General features: G+C 72.7%; 19 protein-coding genes. 10 read left to right on the top strand and 9 right to left on the bottom strand.

Annotated features, from left to right (window positions below):
- Positions 1-143 precede the first annotated feature (143 nt).
- Positions 144-782, top strand: a complete 639-nt coding sequence (locus tag ACFWE1_RS15730; protein ID WP_376934348.1) for a glyoxalase — start codon at positions 144-146, stop codon at positions 780-782.
- 96 nt (positions 783-878) lie between these two features.
- Here the strand turns inward: ACFWE1_RS15730 and ACFWE1_RS15725 are convergent, their stop codons facing one another.
- Positions 879-1,451: a TetR/AcrR family transcriptional regulator gene (locus ACFWE1_RS15725; protein WP_376934347.1), complete on the bottom strand. Its 573-nt coding sequence runs from the start codon at positions 1,449-1,451 to the stop codon at positions 879-881.
- Positions 1,452-1,523: 72 nt separating this feature from the next.
- On the opposite strand from ACFWE1_RS15725, the gene ACFWE1_RS15720 reads away from it, so the two are divergent.
- Positions 1,524-2,117 (top strand): dihydrofolate reductase family protein, encoded by a 594-nt coding sequence (locus tag ACFWE1_RS15720; RefSeq protein WP_376934346.1) that lies wholly within the window; start codon positions 1,524-1,526, stop codon positions 2,115-2,117.
- Between the two features lie 233 nt (positions 2,118-2,350).
- On the opposite strand, the gene ACFWE1_RS15715 is transcribed toward ACFWE1_RS15720, so the two are convergent.
- From ACFWE1_RS15715 to ACFWE1_RS15705, 3 genes are all read right to left on the bottom strand, one after another.
- Positions 2,351-3,724 carry an alpha-hydroxy-acid oxidizing protein gene (locus ACFWE1_RS15715; protein ID WP_376934345.1) on the bottom strand — a complete coding sequence of 458 codons (1,374 nt, stop codon included), beginning with the start codon at positions 3,722-3,724 and terminating at the stop codon, positions 2,351-2,353.
- Between the two features lie 9 nt (positions 3,725-3,733).
- Positions 3,734-4,453 carry a FadR/GntR family transcriptional regulator gene (locus ACFWE1_RS15710; protein ID WP_376934344.1) on the bottom strand — a complete coding sequence of 240 codons (720 nt, stop codon included), beginning with the start codon at positions 4,451-4,453 and terminating at the stop codon, positions 3,734-3,736.
- Positions 4,454-4,530: 77 nt separating this feature from the next.
- Complete coding sequence (locus ACFWE1_RS15705) at positions 4,531-5,598, bottom strand: NYN domain-containing protein (protein ID WP_376934343.1); 1,068 nt, start codon at positions 5,596-5,598, stop codon at positions 4,531-4,533.
- A gap of 66 nt (positions 5,599-5,664) precedes the next feature.
- Here ACFWE1_RS15705 and ACFWE1_RS15700 point away from each other — a divergent pair, with 66 nt between their 5' ends.
- On the top strand, positions 5,665-6,657 hold the full coding sequence (locus ACFWE1_RS15700; protein ID WP_376934342.1) for an aldo/keto reductase: 993 nt from the start codon (positions 5,665-5,667) through the stop codon (positions 6,655-6,657).
- A 202-nt stretch (positions 6,658-6,859) separates the two neighbouring features.
- Here ACFWE1_RS15700 and ACFWE1_RS15695 read toward each other — a convergent pair whose 3' ends face one another.
- On the bottom strand, positions 6,860-7,798 hold the full coding sequence (locus ACFWE1_RS15695; RefSeq protein ID WP_376934341.1) for a 2-hydroxyacid dehydrogenase: 939 nt from the start codon (positions 7,796-7,798) through the stop codon (positions 6,860-6,862).
- Positions 7,799-7,873: 75 nt separating this feature from the next.
- On the opposite strand from ACFWE1_RS15695, the gene ACFWE1_RS15690 reads away from it, so the two are divergent.
- Both ACFWE1_RS15690 and gdhA read left to right on the top strand, forming a co-directional pair.
- Complete coding sequence (locus tag ACFWE1_RS15690; RefSeq protein WP_376934340.1) at positions 7,874-8,380, top strand: hypothetical protein; 507 nt, start codon at positions 7,874-7,876, stop codon at positions 8,378-8,380.
- A 151-nt stretch (positions 8,381-8,531) separates the two neighbouring features.
- On the top strand, positions 8,532-9,893 hold the full coding sequence (gene gdhA, locus ACFWE1_RS15685) for an NADP-specific glutamate dehydrogenase (RefSeq protein ID WP_376934339.1): 1,362 nt from the start codon (positions 8,532-8,534) through the stop codon (positions 9,891-9,893).
- Between the two features lie 165 nt (positions 9,894-10,058).
- Here the strand turns inward: gdhA and ACFWE1_RS15680 are convergent, their stop codons facing one another.
- Positions 10,059-11,504: an MFS transporter gene (locus ACFWE1_RS15680; RefSeq protein WP_376934338.1), complete on the bottom strand. Its 1,446-nt coding sequence runs from the start codon at positions 11,502-11,504 to the stop codon at positions 10,059-10,061.
- Between the two features lie 5 nt (positions 11,505-11,509).
- Entirely contained in the window at positions 11,510-11,992 is a 483-nt protein-coding gene (locus ACFWE1_RS15675) for a MarR family winged helix-turn-helix transcriptional regulator (protein ID WP_189085286.1), read from the bottom strand.
- A 101-nt stretch (positions 11,993-12,093) separates the two neighbouring features.
- On the opposite strand from ACFWE1_RS15675, the gene ACFWE1_RS15670 reads away from it, so the two are divergent.
- Positions 12,094-12,942, top strand: coding sequence for an alpha/beta hydrolase (locus ACFWE1_RS15670; protein ID WP_376934337.1), 849 nt, complete (start codon positions 12,094-12,096; stop codon positions 12,940-12,942).
- Positions 12,943-13,028: 86 nt separating this feature from the next.
- On the opposite strand, the gene ACFWE1_RS15665 is transcribed toward ACFWE1_RS15670, so the two are convergent.
- A complete protein-coding gene (locus ACFWE1_RS15665) occupies positions 13,029-13,679 on the bottom strand; it encodes a histidine phosphatase family protein (RefSeq protein ID WP_376934336.1) in 651 nt (216 codons plus the stop codon).
- A gap of 57 nt (positions 13,680-13,736) precedes the next feature.
- On the opposite strand from ACFWE1_RS15665, the gene ACFWE1_RS15660 reads away from it, so the two are divergent.
- From ACFWE1_RS15660 to ACFWE1_RS15645, 4 genes are all read left to right on the top strand, one after another.
- Positions 13,737-14,474, top strand: coding sequence for a TetR family transcriptional regulator (locus ACFWE1_RS15660; protein ID WP_376934335.1), 738 nt, complete (start codon positions 13,737-13,739; stop codon positions 14,472-14,474).
- Complete coding sequence (locus ACFWE1_RS15655; RefSeq protein WP_376934334.1) at positions 14,471-15,049, top strand: hypothetical protein; 579 nt, start codon at positions 14,471-14,473, stop codon at positions 15,047-15,049. The genes ACFWE1_RS15660 and ACFWE1_RS15655 overlap by 4 nt, the downstream gene beginning before the upstream one ends.
- Positions 15,039-16,088, top strand: coding sequence for a biotin/lipoate A/B protein ligase family protein (locus ACFWE1_RS15650; protein ID WP_376934333.1), 1,050 nt, complete (start codon positions 15,039-15,041; stop codon positions 16,086-16,088). Before ACFWE1_RS15655 ends, ACFWE1_RS15650 begins: the two co-directional genes overlap by 11 nt.
- A gap of 68 nt (positions 16,089-16,156) precedes the next feature.
- Positions 16,157-16,480, top strand: a complete 324-nt coding sequence (locus tag ACFWE1_RS15645; protein ID WP_376934332.1) for a hypothetical protein — start codon at positions 16,157-16,159, stop codon at positions 16,478-16,480.
- Positions 16,481-16,605: 125 nt separating this feature from the next.
- On the opposite strand, the gene ACFWE1_RS15640 is transcribed toward ACFWE1_RS15645, so the two are convergent.
- Positions 16,606-17,208 carry a TetR/AcrR family transcriptional regulator gene (locus tag ACFWE1_RS15640; RefSeq protein WP_376934331.1) on the bottom strand — a complete coding sequence of 201 codons (603 nt, stop codon included), beginning with the start codon at positions 17,206-17,208 and terminating at the stop codon, positions 16,606-16,608.
- Positions 17,209-17,322: the final 114 nt, after the last annotated feature.

The following is a 17,322-nucleotide window of genomic DNA, read 5'->3' as shown; positions in this document are numbered from 1 at the left end:
CCGCCAGTCTGCTCCCCGATGCTGAACGCCAGTCGAGCAAGCGACGGACAGGTGGGGGCCTCAGTCGGCGGCTCGCCCCGGTTCGACGGATCGAGCAGGAATCGAGAAGCCCGGGGCATCCGCTCGCTCGTAGCGTGGCCGACATGGACACGAAGACGAACCCCACCACCGCCCCGGCGATCGACTCGATCGTCATCCAGGCCGACGACGTCGCCGCCGCCGAGCGCTTCGCCGCAGCCGCCTTCGGCCTCGGCGACCGCCTGCGGGTGCAGCCCGCGGAGGCTCCGAGCAGCGGCTTCCGCGGCTTCACCCTCTCGCTCATCGCCGCCCAGCCCGGCGACGTCGACGCGCTCGTGCGCTCGGCCCTCGACGCCGGCGCCACCGTCGTGAAGCCGCTCACGAAGTCCCTCTGGGGCTACGGCGGCACCGTGCAGGCGCCCGACGGCACCATCTGGAAGGTCGCGACCTCGGCGAAGAAGGACGTCCGTCCCGCCGCCGCCGTGTTCGACCGGATCGTGCTGCTCCTCGGGGCCGAGGACGTCGCGGCGAGCAAGCGCTTCTACACCGAGCGCGGCATCGCCGTCGGCAAGAGCTTCGGCAGCTACGTCGAGTTCGAGACACCCGGCAGCCGCATCGGGCTCGGCCTGTACAAGCGGCGCGCCCTCGCGAAGGACGCCGGAGTGCCCGCCGAGGGCGCAGGCTCGCACCGGATCGTCATCACGGGTGCGCTCGGCTCGGTCAGCGACCCGGACGGCTTCGCCTGGGCGGCATCCGCCCGCTGAGCGGGCTCCGCCCGCCCCACCCCCGAGTTGCCCAATTTTCATGGAAGTCGGGCAACTCGGGGTGGAGTCGGCGGGGCGCGCGACCCCCGCGCGAGCTCAGCGGCGGGGGAGGAGCCCCGCGACGAGGGCGTCGACGACCTCGTCGGTGGAGGTGCCGGGGTCGATCGGGCTCGTGAGCCGGTCGAGGAGGAGCCCGTCGATCGCGTAGTGGAACAGGGCGATCTCGCGGGCGCCGCCCGGCAGTCCGGCATCCGTGTTGAACGCGACGTCGGCCTCGAATCCGGCTCGCTGCCAGGCGCCGAGCACCGCGGCGAGTTCGGGGCGACGGGTCGACTCCAGCCGGAGCTCGAAGAGGGCGAGGGTGACCTCGCGCTCGGTCGTGAGCCGGCGGACGATGTCGCGGAGGTAGTCGGCGAAGAGCTCCGGGCTCGGCTCGGCGCCGGCGCGCGCCTCGAGGTCGGCCTCGCTCGGCGCCAGGCGCTCGCCGATGCGATCGACGAGCCCGCCGATGAGGGCCTCGCGACTGCGGAAGTAGTTCGAGGTCGTCCCTGCGGGCACGGATGCCGCGTCGTCCACCGCCCGGTGGGTGAGCCCGCGCGAGCCCTCGCGGGCGAGGACCTCGAGCCCGGCATCCGCGAGCGCCCGTCGGCGCGCCTCGTTCTTCGCCATGCTCCGACCCTAGCGCAACCACAACATCTGTTGTAGTCTCCCAATCACTACACATGTTGTGAATGGAGCAGGATGCGAGCACTCAGCTACTACGTCGCCGTCACCCTCGACGGGTTCATCGCGGGGCCGAACGGCGAGTTCGACGCCTTCCCGGTGGAGGGCGACCACATGTCGGCGATCAACGAGCGGTTCGCCGACACCGTCCCCACCGACGCGGCCGCCGCCCTCGGCCTCGCGCAGGTCCGCAGCCGCTTCGACACCGTGCTGATGGGCTGGAACACCTACGCCGTCGGCCTGCCCTTCGGCGTCGACAGTCCCTACCGGCACCTCAGGCAACTCGTGTTCAGCCGGGAGCAGGAGGCGAGCGGCGACGGCGTCGAGACCGTGCGTCGCGACCCCGTCGACGTCGTGCGCGAACTCAAGGCCGAGGAGGGATCGGGCATCTGGCTCTGCGGCGGCGGCGCGCTCGCCGCAGCGCTCGCCGACGAGATCGACCGGCTCGTGCTGAAGCGGTACCCGCTGCTGTTCGGCGCCGGCATCCCGCTGTTCGGACCGCGGCCGTACGCGCCGAGCGGCTTCGCCGAGGTCGCCACGCAGGTCTTCGAGACCGGCGTCGTGCTCTCCGAGTACGTACGCACGCGCTCGCTGCGGCGCCCTGCCCGCTGACCCGCGCTCGCCCATCCCACACCCCGAGTTGCCCGACTTCCATGAAAGTTGGGCAAGTCGGTTTGGGGGCCGCCGAGAGGGTCGGATTCCGACGCGGATGCCTCGGCGGATCGCCGCGGATGTCGGGATGCGACGCTCTCGGAGCGGGGAGCGGGGAGCGGGGAGCGGGGAGCGGGGAGCGGGGAGCGGGGAGCGGGGAGCGGGGAGCGGGGAGCGGGGAGCGGGGAGCGGGGTCAGCCGGCCTTCGGGGCGGCGGGCTTCTTCGGGGCGACGGGCTTCTTCGCGGCGGCGGCCGGCTTCTTCGCCGCAGGCCGCGGCGAGCGGACCGTCTTCGGCTTCGACGCGGCGGCCAGCTCCGCCGCGGCCTGCACCGGGCGGGCGATCGGCTGCAGGCGCGCGAGCTGCGTCACGTGCTGCGGGCCGAGCTCGTCGAGCGTCGACACCTCGAGCAGCTTCATGGTGCGCTCGATCTGCGTGCGCAGGATCGCGATCGTCTGGTCGACCCCGCGCCGCCCGCCGGCCATCAGGCCATAGAGGTAGGCGCGGCCGATGAGGGTGAAGCGCGCGCCGAGCGCGATCGAGGCGACGATGTCGGCGCCCGACATGATGCCGGTGTCGACGTGCACCTCGAGGTCGCCGCCGACCTCGCGCGCGACGTCCGGCAGCAGGTGGAACGGGATGGGCGCCCGGTCGAGCTGGCGCCCGCCGTGGTTGGAGAGCACGATGCCGTCAACGCCGAGGCCCGCGAGCTTCTTCGCGTCCTCCAGGGTCTGCACGCCCTTCACGACGATCTTGCCGGGCCACATCGCGCGGATGATCTCGAGGTCGTCGAAGGAGATCGTCGGATCCATCGCGGCGTCCAGCAGCTCGCCGACCGTGCCGCCGGTCGTCGACAGCGACGCGAACTCGAGCGGCGGGGTGGTGAGGAAGTTGATCCACCAGGCCGGGCGCGGGATCGCGTTCACGATCGTGCCGAGGGTGAGCTGCGGCGGGATCGAGAAGCCGTTGCGCTTGTCTCGGAGCCGCGCCCCGGCGACCGGGGTGTCGACCGTGAAGAAGAGCGTGTCGAAACCGGCGGCGGCAGCGCGCCGGGTCAGCTCATACGAGATCTCGCGGTCGCGCATGACGTACAGCTGGAACCAGTTGCGGCCGCTCGGGTTCGCCGCCTTCACGCCCTCGATCGAGGTGGTGCCGAGCGTCGACAGCGTGAACGGGATGCCCGCCGCGCCTGCGGCCCCGGCGCCCGCGACCTCGCCCTCGGTCTGCATCAGCCGGGTGAAGCCGGTCGGCGCGATGCCGAAGGGGAGTGCGCTCGGCCCGCCGAGCACCTCGCGGCTCGTGTCGACCACGGGCACGTTCCGCAGGATCGAGGGGTGGAACTCGACGTCCTGGAACGCCTGCCGCGCGCGGGCGAGCGAGAGCTCGTCCTCGGCGGCGCCCTCGGTGTAGTCGAAGGGGGCCTTCGGGGTGCGGCGCTGGGCGATGTCGCGGAGGTCCCAGATCGTGAGGGCGCGTTCGAGGCGGCGATCGGTGGGGTTCAGCGTCGGCGTCTTGAACTTCATGAGCTGGAAGAGCTCGCGCGGGTTCGGCAGCTGGCGTTGCACCATGTCGTGGTCCTATCGTGCGGGGTCGGAGATCGCCGCGTAGTACCCGGCGATGTGGTCGTGGATGCCTCGGCGGGCCGCCGCGGCATCCCCGTCGGTGATCGAGCGGAGCACACCGCGGTGCTCGGCGCGCAGCCGTGCGGCCATGGCGGGCCAATCGGCGATGCGCTGCATGCCGGCGACGACGTAGCCCTCGATGCCGCTGCGCAGGCCCGCCATCGTCGCGAGGGTGACCTGGTTGCCGGCGGCCTCGGCGAGGGCGAGGTGGAAGGCGGCGTCGAGCGCGAGGAACTCCTCGGGCGCGAGCGTCGGATCGTCCATGGCGTCAAGCAGGCGTTCGGCCGCGGCGAGCTCGGGTGCGGCGGATGCCTCGCCGGCGGATGCCTCGGCGAGGCGCGCCGCGACGGCGCCCTCGAGCAGCACGCGGGTGTCGACGAGGTCGGCGACGGGGAGTCCGCGCGCCGCGACCTGCAGGCGCATGAGGGTGCGCATGCCGCCGTCGGGGGTCGCGACGATCACCGCGCCGGCACTCGGGCCGGAGCCCGAGGCGGTGCGGACGAGGCCCATCGCCTCGAGCACCCGCAGCGCTTCGCGCACGCTCGAGCGGCCGACGCCGAGCTCGGCGGAGAGGGCGCGCTCGCCGGGGAGGCGGTCGCCGGGTGCGAGCTCGCCCGCGAGCAGGCGCGACTCGACGTGCTCGAGCACGTGCTGCCAGGCGCGGGTGTCGCTCACGGAAACCTCCTGTGGTCAGACCACAGGCTAGCAGATGTGGTCAGACCACACGGGCGCCGCTTCAGCGGGGAGCCCGCTCAGCCCTTCTTCGGGCGGATGCGCACGCGGCCCCGGCCCGACTCATCCAGCTCGACGACGCCGCCCCGCGACTTCAGGAACTCCGTGAACGAGGCGAAGCCGAGCCGGCGCTCCTGGAACGTCGGATCCATCCGCATCATCTGGTTCTTCACGGCGCTGGAGCTCTGCCACTCCTCGTCGTTCTTCGAGCGCAGCAGCTCGATGGCCTTCAGCAGCAGCCGCCCGGGGTTGCGGGGGCTGCCGGACGCCTCGGCCACCGGCTCGACCGGCGGCATGAACTGCAGCGTGCGCGCCGAGGGGCGTTCGGCGGGCGGGGCGGGGGCCTCGGCATCCTCCTGGTCCTCGGCGCTCGCCTCGGCCGCGACCTCCTGCGGCTTGCCTCCGCCGCGCCGCCGTCGCGAGCCCGAACCGCCCGTCGCGGCAGGAGCGGCCTCCGGGGCGGCATCCGCTGCGCCGTCGGCCGGGGCCGAAGCCGCCGCCTCGTCCTCGTCGTCGCCGACCGCCGCATCGGTCGCGAGCAGCGCGTCGTAGTCCGCGTACTCGTCGCACGCGGCGGTGAGCGCGCGGCTCGTGCCGCCCGCGACGCCGATGCCGACGACGTAGCGGCCGAGCCGCTTCGCCTTCTGCGCGAGCGCCACGTAGTCGGAGTCGCCCGCGACGATCACGATGTGCGTGAGGTCGTCGAGGCGGAACATGTCCTCCACCGCGTCGACCGCGAGCCGGATGTCCGCCCCGTTCTTCGTCGAGGAGAGCGGGAAGAGCTGCACCAGGTCGACCGCGCGGTCGATGAGCTGCCCGCGGTAGCTCGCGTTCACGTGCCCCGACCAGTCGGCGTACGCCCGGGCGATCGCGATCGTGCCGAACGTGGCCGCGAAGTCGAGCACGGCGTCGACGTCGACCGTCGCCTCCCGCAGTCGCTCCGCGGTCTTGGTGCCCGCGGTCGGGGACTTCGACCGCGAGGTGTCGCGGCGGTAGGAGCTGTCGCCGTGCAGCTGGTCGTAGCGGGAGATGACGATGTTGTCGAAGTCGAAGTAGAGGGCCACGCGGGGTTCGCTGGATGCCGGCATGACGCGAGCCTACGCCGCGCGCCTGAACGGGGAATACCCGCGCGGGGGTCGCCGTTGGCGGGAGGCATGACCGAATCCAGCGCCACCGCCGCCGTCAGCCCCGCCCTCGCCCGCCTCGCCGAGACGCTCGGGGTGCGCCCGTTCCCGCTCGCCCTCGGCGGCAACGTGTTCGGCTGGACGGCCGACGAGACGACGTCCTTCGAGGTGCTCGACGCCTTCGCCGCGGGCGGCGGCACGCTCCTCGACACCGCCGACGGCTACTCGCGCTGGGTCCCGGGGCACAGCGGCGGCGAGAGCGAGACGATCATCGGCCGCTGGCTCGCCGGCCGCTCCGACCGCGACGAACTCGCCATCGCGAGCAAGGTCAGCACGCACCCGGAGTTCGCCGGGCTCTCGGCCGCGAACATCCGGGCCGCGGCGGATGCCTCGCTGACGCGACTCGGCACCGATCGGATCGACCTCTACTACGCGCACTTCGACGACGAGTCCGTGCCGCTCGAGGAGACCGTCGGCGCCCTCTCCGCGCTCGTGGACGCGGGCAAGGTGCGGGCCATCGCGATCTCGAACTACACGCCCGAGCGCATCGACGAGTGGTTCCGCGTGACCGCCGAGAACGGGTTCCACCGCGCCGTCGCGCTGCAGCCGCACTACAACCTCGTCGAGCGCGAGTTCGAAGGGGCGCTGCGCGAGCGCGCCGAGCGCGAGGAGCTCGCGGTGCTGCCGTACTTCTCGCTCGCGAAGGGCTTCCTCGCCGGCAAGTACCGCGATGCCGCCGACGTCGAGGCCCCCGGCGCGAGCGTCCGCGCGGGCGGTGCCGCCGAGTACCTCGACGCGCGCGGGCAGGCCGTGCTCGCCGCGCTCGACGAGATCGCCGCCGCGCACGGGGTCGAGGTCGCGACGGTGTCGCTCGCCTGGCTGCACAGCCAGCCGACCGTCGCCGCGCCGATCGCGAGCGCCCGCACCACGGCGCAGCTGCCCGCGCTGCTCGCCTCCGCCGAGCTCGAGCTCACGGCGGCCGAGCTCGCGGCGCTCGCCGAGGCATCCGTGCGGGCGGCCTGAGCGCCCCCCGCCCCCGCCCCGCACACAACTCAGGAACATCTGGCGGTTATGGGTGCCGAGATCTTCGGCGCTCCCCGGAATCGCACGGGTTCTGCCGCGGGGATCCTGAGTTGTGTCGGGCGCAGGGGCGGCGTTCCTGAGTTGTGCCCGCGGCTCCTGAGCCGTGGGGACCGGCGGGCGCGGGGCGGATGCCTCGGCGCGCTCAGCTGCGGAACACGATGTTGCGCGGCTGCTCGCCGGCGAGCATGCGCTCGATCTGCTCCCGCAGCAGCCGGGCCATCCTCGGCATCATCGCCGACGAGGCCCCGCCGACGTGCGGCGTGATCAGCACGTTCGGCAGGGCGAACAGGGGGTGCCCTTCGGGCAGCGGCTCGGGGTCGACGACGTCGAGCGCGAAGCGGAGCCGCCCGCTGCGGGCCTCGGCGAGCACCGCGTCGGTGTCGGCGACCTTGCCGCGGGCGACGTTCACGACGAGCGCGCCGTCGGGCAGTGCGGCGAGGAAGTCGGCGTCGACGAGGCCGGTCGTCGCCTCGGTGAGCGGCACGCCGACGACGACGATCTCGGCCGCGGGCAGCAGCTCGGGCAGCTCGTCGATGCCGTGCACGTGACCGCGCTCGTCGTCCCTGGCGCGGCTCGCGACGCGGGTGAGCTCGACCTCGAAGGGGGCCAGACGGTCCTCGATCGCCCGGCCCACGCCGCCGACGCCGAGGAGCAGCACCCGCCGGTCGGCGAGGCTCGGCCGGCGCTCGGGCGCCCAGCGGCCTTCGTCGGCGGCGCGCACGAACTGGGGGATGCCGCGCTGCGCGGCGATCATCAGGCCGACGGCGAGCTCGGCGGTGGAGGGCTCGTGCACGCTGGCGGCGTTCGCGAGCACGTGACCGGCGGGCAGCACCTCGACGAGATCGTCGTAGCCGATCGACTGCGACTGCACGAGACGGCACTCGACGCCGGCGAGGGCGCCCACCCTGTCGGCCGCATCCATGTAGGGCGGCACGACGAGGTCGAGCCGCGGTGCGGGCGGCGGCGAGTCGAGCCCCCAGATGAGCACCTCGGCTCCCTCGGGGATTCCGCCCGGCGTGGCCTCGAGGGCCCGCAGCAGGGTCTCGCCGGGCACGGTCACCGTGAGTCGCGCGTCGCTCATGCCGCCATCCTTCCAGAGCCGCATGCACACGCCGGAACGCGGCCGCCGCGGCCGCCCGCTGCTAGCTTGGGGCGCATGGCCAGGCCGGATCGGGCGAGCGAGGAACGGGCGGATGCCCTGAAAGAGCGCGTGTACGCGACCTTCACCGGGCTCGCCATCGTGCTGGTGCAGCACTCCAACGTCGAACACATCGACGCGGCGCGCGCGACGGTGACGCTGCTCGTCGGCATCGTCGCGATCACGGCGGCGGGCTTCGTGGCCGATGTGATCGCCCATCTCGCGGTGCACGAGGCGTTCCCGGATCGCGCCGAGGCGGCACGGATGGTCCGGGTGTCGAGCACCGCGCTCGCCTCGGCGGCGCTGCCGCTCGTGCTGCTCGCGCTCGCCTGGGCCGGGATGCTGGAGCTCGGGCCCGCGCTGCGCATCTCGAGCATCGTGTACCTCGCGACGCTCGGGGTGATCGGCTACGCCGCCGTGCGGCGCACCCGCATCGCCTGGTGGAAGCAGCTCATCGCCCTCGGCATCCTCGTCGCGCTCGGCGCGGTCGTCGTGCTGCTGCAGCAGCTCGCCCACGGCCACTGAGCCGCCGGGCGGGCGGCCGTCACAGTTGCGGAGTCTCCGGTCCGGCTGGCTATGGTGGACCCAGCCCGCACGCAACGGCGCGTCGCTCGGCGACCCCGCACCGGCCCCGGCCCTTGCGCTTCCCGTCCGCCAAGTCCCGAAGGAGTTCCGCGTGCCCGCGACCCCGAATCTGATCGACGACGTCTACGACGAGATCCTGTCCCGCAACCCCGGTGAGCCCGAGTTCCACCAGGCCGTCCGCGAGGTCTTCGGCTCCCTCGACCGCGTGCTCGAGCGGAACCCGCAGTACGTGCAGGCGTCGATCCTCGAGCGCATCTGCGAGCCCGAGCGGCAGATCATCTTCCGGGTGCCGTGGGTCGACGACGCGAACCGCGTGCGCATCAACCGCGGCTTCCGCGTGCAGTTCAACTCGGCGCTCGGCCCGTACAAGGGCGGCCTGCGCTTCCACCCGACGGTCGGCCTCGGCACGGTCAAGTTCCTCGGCTTCGAGCAGATCTTCAAGAACGCCCTCACCGGCATGCCGATCGGCGGAGGCAAGGGCGGCAGCGACTTCGACCCCAAGGGCAAGTCCGAGGGGGAGATCATGCGCTTCTGCCAGTCGTTCATGACCGAGCTCTCGCGCCACGTCGGCGAGTACCGCGACGTGCCGGCGGGCGACATCGGCGTCGGCGGCCGGGAGATCGGCTACCTGTTCGGCCAGTACAAGCGGATGACGAACCAGTACGAGTCCGGCGTGCTCACCGGCAAGGGCCTGACCTGGGGCGGTTCGCTCGTGCGCACCGAAGCGACCGGCTACGGCGCCGTGTACTTCACCCAGCACATGCTGCAGACCCGCAGCCGCTCCTTCGACGGCGCCCGCGCGCTCGTCTCGGGCTCCGGCAACGTGGCGATCTACGCGATCGAGAAGGTCGTCGAGCTCGGCGGCGTCGTGGTCGGGGCCTCCGACTCGTCCGGTGCCATCCACGATCCCGACGGCATCGACCTGGCTCTGCTCCGCGACGTGAAGGAGCGCCGCCGCGAGCGCATCGCCGTCTACGCGGAGGAGCGCGGCGGCCGCGCCCGCTTCCTGCCCGGGGCATCCGTCTGGGACATCGAGAGCGACGAGCCGATCCACGTGGCCCTGCCCTGCGCGACCCAGAACGAGCTCAGCGAGGCGCAGGCGGCGAAGCTCGTCGCGAACGGGCTCGTCGCCGTCGCCGAGGGCGCGAACATGCCCGCCACGCCGGGCGCCGTGCGCGTGTTCCGCGAGGCCGGCGTGCTCTTCGGGCCGGGCAAGGCGGCCAACGCCGGCGGGGTCGCGACGAGCGCGCTCGAGATGCAGCAGAACGCCTCGCGCGATTCGTGGAGCTTCGAGCACACCGAGCAGCGGCTCGCCGAGATCATGGAGGCGATCCACGAGCGCACCGCGGCCACGGCCGAGGAGTACGGCGCCCCCGGCGACTACGTGGTCGGCGCGAACATCGCGGGCTTCACGCGGGTCGCCGACGCCATGCTGGCGCTGGGCGTCATCTAGCGGCTGGGCCCGGCCGGCCTGGCCCGGCCCGGCCTGACCCGGCCTGCTGGCTTCCGGCGGCGGAGGAGATTCGCACCGCGGGAGGATGTCTCGCGCGGCCGAGGCCTCCCGAAGCGACGATCTCCTCCCGCGGGGACGGCCGGCCCTCCCGTGAGCGGCCGGCGCCTACCTCGAGCGGGCGACCCTGGCCCGGCGCGTGCCGCCGAACCTGCCCCGGCGCGGGCGCACGGCCGAGTCCGAGGCGTCCGCGATGGGGCTCGCCTCGGTCGGCACCTGCAGCGCCTCCGCGGGGATGACCGGCACGGCCTCGGTGCGCGCCGCCGGGATGGCCGAGGTCGGCACGACGGCGATCGCCGCGGTCGGCGGCTCCTCGAAGCGCACGGCGGCGGCCCAGCGGCGCTCAGGATGCCGCACCAGGCGCATGCCGCGCGACGCCACGAGCCAGCCGAGGCCGATCAGCGCCGCAACCCCCGCCGCGATCGCGGCGACGCCGAGCCCCCAACGCGGGCCCCAGCTGTTCGCCACGGCGCCGACGATCGGGGCGCCGATCGGGGTGCCGCCGGAGAGGATCGCGAAGTAGAGCGCCAGCACGCGCCCGCGCAGCACCGGCTCGGTCGTCGTCTGCACGTAGCCGTTCGCGGTCGTGAGCAGGGTCACCGCGGTGAAGCCGATGAGCACGGTCGAGGCGGCGAACCAGCCGAACTCCGGCATGACCGCCGAGAGCAGCGCAGCGACGCCGAAGCCCGCCGCCGCGACGATGATGATGCGCATGCGAGCACGCTCGCGCCGGGCGGCGAGCAGGGCGCCCGCGAGCGAACCGATCGCGAGGATGGAGTTCAGCAGGCCATACTCGCCGGCGCCGCGGCCGAACTCCACCGCCATCGTCGAGGAGAAGATCGGGAAGTTCATGCCGAACGCGCCCACGAGGAACACGATCACGAAGACGACGACGAGGTCGGGGCGGCTCCACACGTAGCGGAAGCCCGCGATGAACGCGCCGCGCTCGCGCGGGGCCCGAGGCATCCGCTTGAGCTTGCGCCCGCGCAGCATCGCGAGCGCCGCGAGCACCGCGACGAAGCTGGCCGCGTTGATCACGAACACCCAGCCGGAGCCGACGACGACGATGAGCAGCCCCGCGACCGCCGGGCCGATGAGCCGGGCGGTGTTGAACGAGGCGGAGTTCAGGGCGACGGCGTTCGACATGTCGGAGCTCGCGACGAGGTCGGTGACGAAGGTCTGCCTGGCCGGGTTGTCGACGGCGTTCACGATGCCGAGCAGGCCGGCGAAGATGTAGAGGTGCCAGAGTTCGGCGTGGCCGAAGATCAGCAGCATGCCGAGCGCGAGGCCGAGCAGCATCATCGAGGACTGCGTCACGACGAGGATCTTGCGGCGATCGAAGCGGTCGGCGATGAGGCCGGTGACGGGCACGAGCAGCAGCTGCGGGGCGAACTGCAGCGCCATCGTGATGCCGACGGCGAGGGCGTCGTTGTCGCTGAGCTCGGTGAGGACGACCCAGTTCTGGGCGGTGGCCTGCATCCACGCGCCGATGTTCGACACGAGGGCCCCGATGAACCAGATGCGGTAGTTGACGTGGGCGAGGGAACGGAACATGGCACTCACTGGTCGATGAGCCTCCCGAGGATCGTGGTGGCGCGGGCGAGCGTCTCGCGCTCGTCGGGGGAGAGGGCGGCGTAGCGCTTCGCGATCCACGCGTCGCGCCGTTTGCGGGTCTCGAGCACGACGCGCGAGCCCGCCTCGGTGGCGGTGACGAGCACCTTGCGGCCGTCGTCGGGCGAGCTCGAGCGCACCGCGTAGCCGGCGTCGACGAGGCAGTTCACGGTGCGGTTCATCGACGGCGCGGTGACGCGTTCGAGCTCGGCGAGTCGGCCGATGGTGAGCGGCCCCTCGCTGTGGATCCAGCCGAGGGTCGAGAACTGCGAGCCGCTGATCTCGGTGTCGCTGCGCTCCTGTCGCAGTCGCCGCGACAGTCGCATGATCGCGATGCGCAGCTCGGTGGACTGCTCGGCGAGGGTACGACGGCGGGATGCCTCGGGGCGGCGTGCGTCGGTCGAGGCGGTGCTGGTCGCGGCATCCGTCATGATCGTTAGTCTAACAAATTAGTGTGGCTAAGTAAATCGCGTGAGCCGCGCCGGGCCGGTCGAGCCGTGCGCGGGCGGAGCCCGCCTGCCATGATGAGCGCATGGCGACCTTCACCGACTCGCACGGCGTCCGGATCCACTACGAGTCGTGGCGGGTGCCCGACGCGCATGCGGTGATCCAGCTCGCCCACGGCGTCGGCGAGCACATCGGCCGCTACGGCGAGCTCATCGCGGCGCTGAACGCGGCCGGCTACTCGGTGTGGGCCGACGACCACCGCGGCCACGGCAAGACGGGCTTCGAGCAGCACGGCGGCGACCTCACCCGGATGGGCAAGCTCGGCCCCGGCGGGCTCGTCGCGACGATCTCGGCGGTCGAGCAGTTCACCGAGGTGATCCGCGAGGCCGAGGGCTACGAGCTGCCGCTCGTGTACCTCGGCCACTCCTGGGGCTCGCTCATGGGCCAGATCATCGTGAACCGGCACGCCGAGCGCTACGACGGCGTCGTGCTCACCGGCACCGCGTATCGCACGCTCCGGCACATGAACGGCGGAGACCTCAACAAGCGGCACGCCCACCTCGGCGCGACGACGGTCGAGTGGCTCTCCCGCGACCGCGCCGTCGCCGAGGCCTTCATGGCCGACCCGTACACGACCGACGTCTCGCTGCAGAAGCTCTTCGGCCTGCTCGACGCCGCGCGGCTGCTCGGCCGCCCGGCGCGGAACCTGCCGAAGGAGCTGCCGCTGCTCATCATGGTCGGTGATGACGATCCGCTCGGCGGCGAGGAGAGCGCGCGCCGGCTCGCCGAGGCGTACGTGCGCCGGTCGGGCCTCGTCGATGTCGAGCTGATCGTCTACGCGGGCGCGCGGCACGAGATCTTCAACGAGACGAACCGCGAAGAGGTGCGCGCCGACCTCGTCGCCTGGCTCGACGAGCGCTTCGCCGTCGACTGAGTGGCGCCTTCCCTGTTCCGACTTGCCCGACTTTCATGAAAGTCGGGCAAGTCGAATAGGGCGGGCCGGCGGGGCGGGCCGGCGGCTCAGGTGGCGGCGCGGTCCGGCGGCACGTCGAAGCCGAGCAGGCGCATCCGGGGATGGTTCGGATGCCTCGCGCTCGACTCCATCGACCACGGGTAGACGATCGTCGTGACGTTGCAGTTGCCGAGCACGGGCAGCAGGTCGCGGTAGCCGTCGGGGTCCATGCCCGCCAGCTCGCAGAACAGCAGCCGGATGAGCGTCGCGTGGGCGACGATCAGCACGCGCCCGTCGGGGAACTCCTGCACGAGCTCGTCGAGCGCCGGCAGTGCTCGGGCGAGGCCCGCCCGCCCCGACTCGCCGCCGGGGAACGGGTTCGAGGCGGGTGCGCGGCAGAACGCCGCCCACTCGGCCGGGAACCGCTCGGCGAGTTCGTCGGGCGTGAGCCCCTCGGCGACGCCGAAGTCGACCTCGACGAGCCGCGGCTCGATGCGCAGTTCGAGGCCGGTCGTCTCGACGGCGGGCGCGGCGGAGCGCTGCGCGCGGCTGAGCGGCGAGGCGACGATGGCGTCGAGCCGGGCGTCGACGGCCCAGGCGCCGAGCGCCGCCGCCTGGCCGAGCCCGTGCCGGGTGAGCGCGACGTCGGAGTTGCCCGCGTAGCGGTGTTCGGCGTGCCAGACGGTCTCGCCGTGGCGAGCGAGGAAGAACGTCGTCATGGCCACAGCGTACTCGTGGGGGTGGCGCGTCGGCTGCGAGGCGGGTATCTTTTGAACATGTTCGAAAATGAGCGCAGCGACGGCGACACCGAGCCCGAGCCGGACACCGAGCCCGAGCGCACGGGCCCGAGGCGGAAGACCGGCGCGAAGGCCGAACGCACCCGCGCGCTCATCCGCGACACCGCCCTCGCCTCCTTCCGCGAACGCGGCTACGACGACACCACGCTTCGCCTCATCGCGCAGGAGGCCGGGGTGTCGCTCGGCAACGCGTACTACTACTTCCCGACGAAGAACCACCTCGTGCAAGAGCTCTACGCCGAGGTGCAGCGCGAGCACCGGGCGGCCGCGAGCGAGCTGCTCGCCGGCAGCGATGACCTCGTCGATCGCCTCGGCATCGTCTACCGCACGGGGCTCGCGACGCTCGAACCGTTCCACGCGTTCGCCCCGGGCTTCCTCACCGCCGCGATCTCGCCCCGCTCGCCGCTCAACCCGCTCGCCGAGGACTCCGCCGAAGCGCGAGAGCTCGCCGTGGGGCTCTTCCGCGACGCCGTCGCCGGGGCGCGCCACTCCCTGCCCGACGACCTCGCCCGCTCGCTCCCCGAGGTGTTCTGGCTCGCCTACCTGCTGCTCGCGCTCTTCTGGGCGTACGACCGCTCGCCCGGTCGCGAGCGCACCCTGCGCCTGCTCGACGGCGGCCTGCGCCTGCTCGGTCTGGCGCTGCCGCTCGCGCGGCTGCCGATGCTGCGCCGTCCGCTGCGGGAGCTGGTCGAACTGGTCGCGGCGGTGCGGGCATGAGCGCGCCGGAGCCGGGCACGGGCCCGGCCGCCGAGTCGCTCGCCGAACGCTACGGCCGCGGCACCCCGCGCACGGCGGAGCGCCCCATGGCCTTCACCTTCGGCGAGTTCGCGCGCGGCGCGGGCCTGGCGTGGCTCGCCTTCCAGCTCGCGTTCCCGCTCGTCTACGCCGTGGTGGGGATCGTGGCCGGCCTCCTCGCGCCGAGCTCGAGCGATCCGGTGGGGCAGTCGTTGGCCTTCGGGATCGCCTCGGTGTTCTACACCTTCCTCTCCCAGACCCCGTGGACCCTCGGCGCACTCGTCCTCGGCGGCATCCTCGCCTGGCTGCTGGGGTGGGCGCTGCAGCGGGTGCCGGCCCTCGGCTGGCACCTCGCGGCATTCGGGACCCTCGGTGCGGTGATCGGGGCCGTCGCGTCGTGGGTCGCGTTCGGCACGCTCGGCGGCGGGGCCGTCGTCGTGCAGCTCCCGGCGGTCGCGGTCTCGGCCGCCGCCGTCGCCTTCGGCTGGTGGTGGACGGCCAGGCGGGCGCTGCGCGCGGATGCCGCGGCGACCGTAGGCTTGGGGCATGCACGGTGAGTACAAGGTTCCCGGGGGCAAGCTCGTCGTCGTCGACTTCGACGTCGTCGACGGACTGATCCGCAATCCGCGGGTCGCCGGCGATTTCTTCCTCGAACCCGACGAGGCGCTCGGCGACCTCGACCGGGCGCTCGACGGCCTGCCCGCGGCATCCGATGCGAAGACGATCGCGAAGGCGGTGGCCGACGGCCTCCGCCCCGACGCGGTGCTGCTCGGCTTCTCGCCCGAGGCGGTCGCCGTGGTCGTGCGCCGCGCCCTCACCGAGGCGCGCAGCTGGACCGACTACGAGTGGGAGCTCGTGCACGACCCCGCCGTACCGCCGCGCCTGCACCTCGCGCTCGACGAGGTGCTCGCGAGCCGCGTCGGCGACGGCCGTCGCAAGCCGACCCTGCGCTTCTGGGAGTGGGACGAGTCCGCGGTCGTGATCGGCTCGTTCCAGTCGGTGAAGAACGAGGTCGACCCGGAGGGGGCCGCCAAGCACGGCTTCGAGGTCGTCCGGCGCATCTCGGGCGGCGGCGCGATGATGATGGAGAAGGGCAACGTCGTCACGTACTCGCTCTACGTGCCGGCCGAGCTCGTGCAGGGCATGAGCTTCGCCGACTCCTACGCCTTCCTCGACGACTGGGTGCTGCAGGGCCTGCGCTCGCTCGGCATCGAGGCCACGTACCAGCCGCTCAACGACATCGCGAGCCCGGCCGGCAAGATCGGCGGGGCCGCGCAGAAGCGGCTCGGCAACGGCGGCGTGCTGCACCACGTGACGATGTCCTACGACCTCGACAACGAGAAGATGCTCGAGGTGCTGCGCATCGGCCGCGAGAAGATCAGCGACAAGGGCATCGCCTCGGCGGCCAAGCGCGTCGACCCGCTGCGCGCGCAGACCGGACTCAGCCGCGCCGAGATCATCGAGCGCCTCGAGCAGACGTTCGTCTCGCTGTACGGCGCGCAGCCCGGCACGGTCGCGCCCGACGAGCTCGCCGAGGCCGAGGAGCTCGTCGCCTCGAAGTTCGCGACCCCGGAGTGGCTCAACCGGGTTCCCTAGGCCTCGACTGTCCACAGGCGGGCGGATGGCGCGAGGAACGCTCAGCGTCGGACGCTACAATCGCCCGGATGGAGTGGTGGGCCTGGGCACTGATCGCCGTCGCCGTGGTGGCGGTCGGCACGTTCCTGGTGCGCCGTGGGTGGATCGACCTCTCCGACAAGACGAAGCGCGGCAAGCCGTCCGGGCACGCGGTGCTCATGATCGGCGACGAGGTGTTCGCACCGCGCAAGTACGAGGCGCAGCTCGAGGTCGAGAAGCAGAACCGGCTGCCCACGCCCGCGCCGACGCCCGACGGTGACAAGGGCATCGCCTTCGCCGACGAGCAGGGCGACCCGACGGCGGAGCCCGATCCCTCCGACCGCTTCCGCGGCAGCATCCGCCTCGACGTCTAGCGCCCTGGTTCGCTGAGCTCGTCGAAGCGCTGGTTCGCTGAGCTTGTCGAAGCGCCCCTCCACGGGCTCGGGGAACCATCCCCTCGACGGGCTCGGCCCCTCGACAAGCTCGGGGAACCAGCGACTCAGCGAGCCACGGGGCAGCCGAGGTCGGCGGCGACGGCGCGCATCGCGGCCTCGGCGGTCGCGACCGTCATGAGCGCATTGCCGCCGACGATGTGCAGGCCGTACGCGTCCTCGAGCGCGACGAAGGTCATCGCGAGCTGCTCGTCGTCGAGGCGCGGGGCGAAGGCGCCGCTCGCGCGGCCGGCGGCGAGGATGCCCCGGTAGGTGCCGAGCTGCCGAAGGTAGAGCTTCTGCACGAGCTCGTCGTGCAGCGCCGAGTTGCCCGCGAGCACGTCGAACTCGTAGAGCAGGCTCATCAGGGCGTCGTCGGGACCGCTCGGCAGCCCGCCCGAGATGGCCGCCGACAGCTGCTCGCGAGGGTCGTCGAGCGCCGCGACGGCGGCGTCGCGGGCGTCGCAGAAGCGCTCGATGCCGGCGGCGTGCGCCTCGACGAGCAGAGCGTCGAGGTCCTCGTAGTAGTAGAGGATGGCGCCCCGGGTGAGGCCGGCCTGCGCGGCGACGTCGGTCAGCGAGAGCGAGCGGAGCCCGTGCATGCGTCCGGCGGCATACGTCGCCTCGATGAGCGCTTCGCGGCGGGCGCGCTGATCTCGGGGTCGGGCCATGACCTTGACATTAGCCGACCCCTTTGCCAGACTCGGGGAATTCTTTGACTCCAGCGTCAAAGAATCGGACCGGCCGCAGCCGCCACGGTTCCCCGACGAAGAGAGACCGCCCCC

The sequence above is a fragment of the Agromyces sp. NPDC060279 genome, assembly GCF_042726785.1.
Lineage (GTDB): Bacteria > Actinomycetota > Actinomycetes > Actinomycetales > Microbacteriaceae > Agromyces.
This window is presented reverse-complemented; position numbering and strand designations above follow the sequence as displayed.

Coding starts and splice junctions, on each gene's coding strand:
- ACFWE1_RS15670 (WP_376934337.1), top strand. CDS start 12,094: ATGGCGACCTTCACCGACTCGCACGGCGTCCGGATCCACTACGAGTCG.
- ACFWE1_RS15655 (WP_376934334.1), top strand. CDS start 14,471: ATGAGCGCGCCGGAGCCGGGCACGGGCCCGGCCGCCGAGTCGCTCGCC.
- ACFWE1_RS15715 (WP_376934345.1), bottom strand. CDS start 3,724: ATGGTGCAACGCCAGCTGCCGAACCCGCGCGAGCTCTTCCAGCTCATG.
- ACFWE1_RS15640 (WP_376934331.1), bottom strand. CDS start 17,208: ATGGCCCGACCCCGAGATCAGCGCGCCCGCCGCGAAGCGCTCATCGAG.
- ACFWE1_RS15720 (WP_376934346.1), top strand. CDS start 1,524: ATGCGAGCACTCAGCTACTACGTCGCCGTCACCCTCGACGGGTTCATC.
- ACFWE1_RS15705 (WP_376934343.1), bottom strand. CDS start 5,598: ATGCCGGCATCCAGCGAACCCCGCGTGGCCCTCTACTTCGACTTCGAC.
- ACFWE1_RS15680 (WP_376934338.1), bottom strand. CDS start 11,504: ATGTTCCGTTCCCTCGCCCACGTCAACTACCGCATCTGGTTCATCGGG.
- ACFWE1_RS15665 (WP_376934336.1), bottom strand. CDS start 13,679: ATGACGACGTTCTTCCTCGCTCGCCACGGCGAGACCGTCTGGCACGCC.
- ACFWE1_RS15645 (WP_376934332.1), top strand. CDS start 16,157: ATGGAGTGGTGGGCCTGGGCACTGATCGCCGTCGCCGTGGTGGCGGTC.
- ACFWE1_RS15730 (WP_376934348.1), top strand. CDS start 144: ATGGACACGAAGACGAACCCCACCACCGCCCCGGCGATCGACTCGATC.
- ACFWE1_RS15675 (WP_189085286.1), bottom strand. CDS start 11,992: ATGACGGATGCCGCGACCAGCACCGCCTCGACCGACGCACGCCGCCCC.
- ACFWE1_RS15695 (WP_376934341.1), bottom strand. CDS start 7,798: ATGAGCGACGCGCGACTCACGGTGACCGTGCCCGGCGAGACCCTGCTG.
- ACFWE1_RS15725 (WP_376934347.1), bottom strand. CDS start 1,451: ATGGCGAAGAACGAGGCGCGCCGACGGGCGCTCGCGGATGCCGGGCTC.
- ACFWE1_RS15650 (WP_376934333.1), top strand. CDS start 15,039: ATGCACGGTGAGTACAAGGTTCCCGGGGGCAAGCTCGTCGTCGTCGAC.
- ACFWE1_RS15660 (WP_376934335.1), top strand. CDS start 13,737: ATGTTCGAAAATGAGCGCAGCGACGGCGACACCGAGCCCGAGCCGGAC.
- ACFWE1_RS15700 (WP_376934342.1), top strand. CDS start 5,665: ATGACCGAATCCAGCGCCACCGCCGCCGTCAGCCCCGCCCTCGCCCGC.
- ACFWE1_RS15690 (WP_376934340.1), top strand. CDS start 7,874: ATGGCCAGGCCGGATCGGGCGAGCGAGGAACGGGCGGATGCCCTGAAA.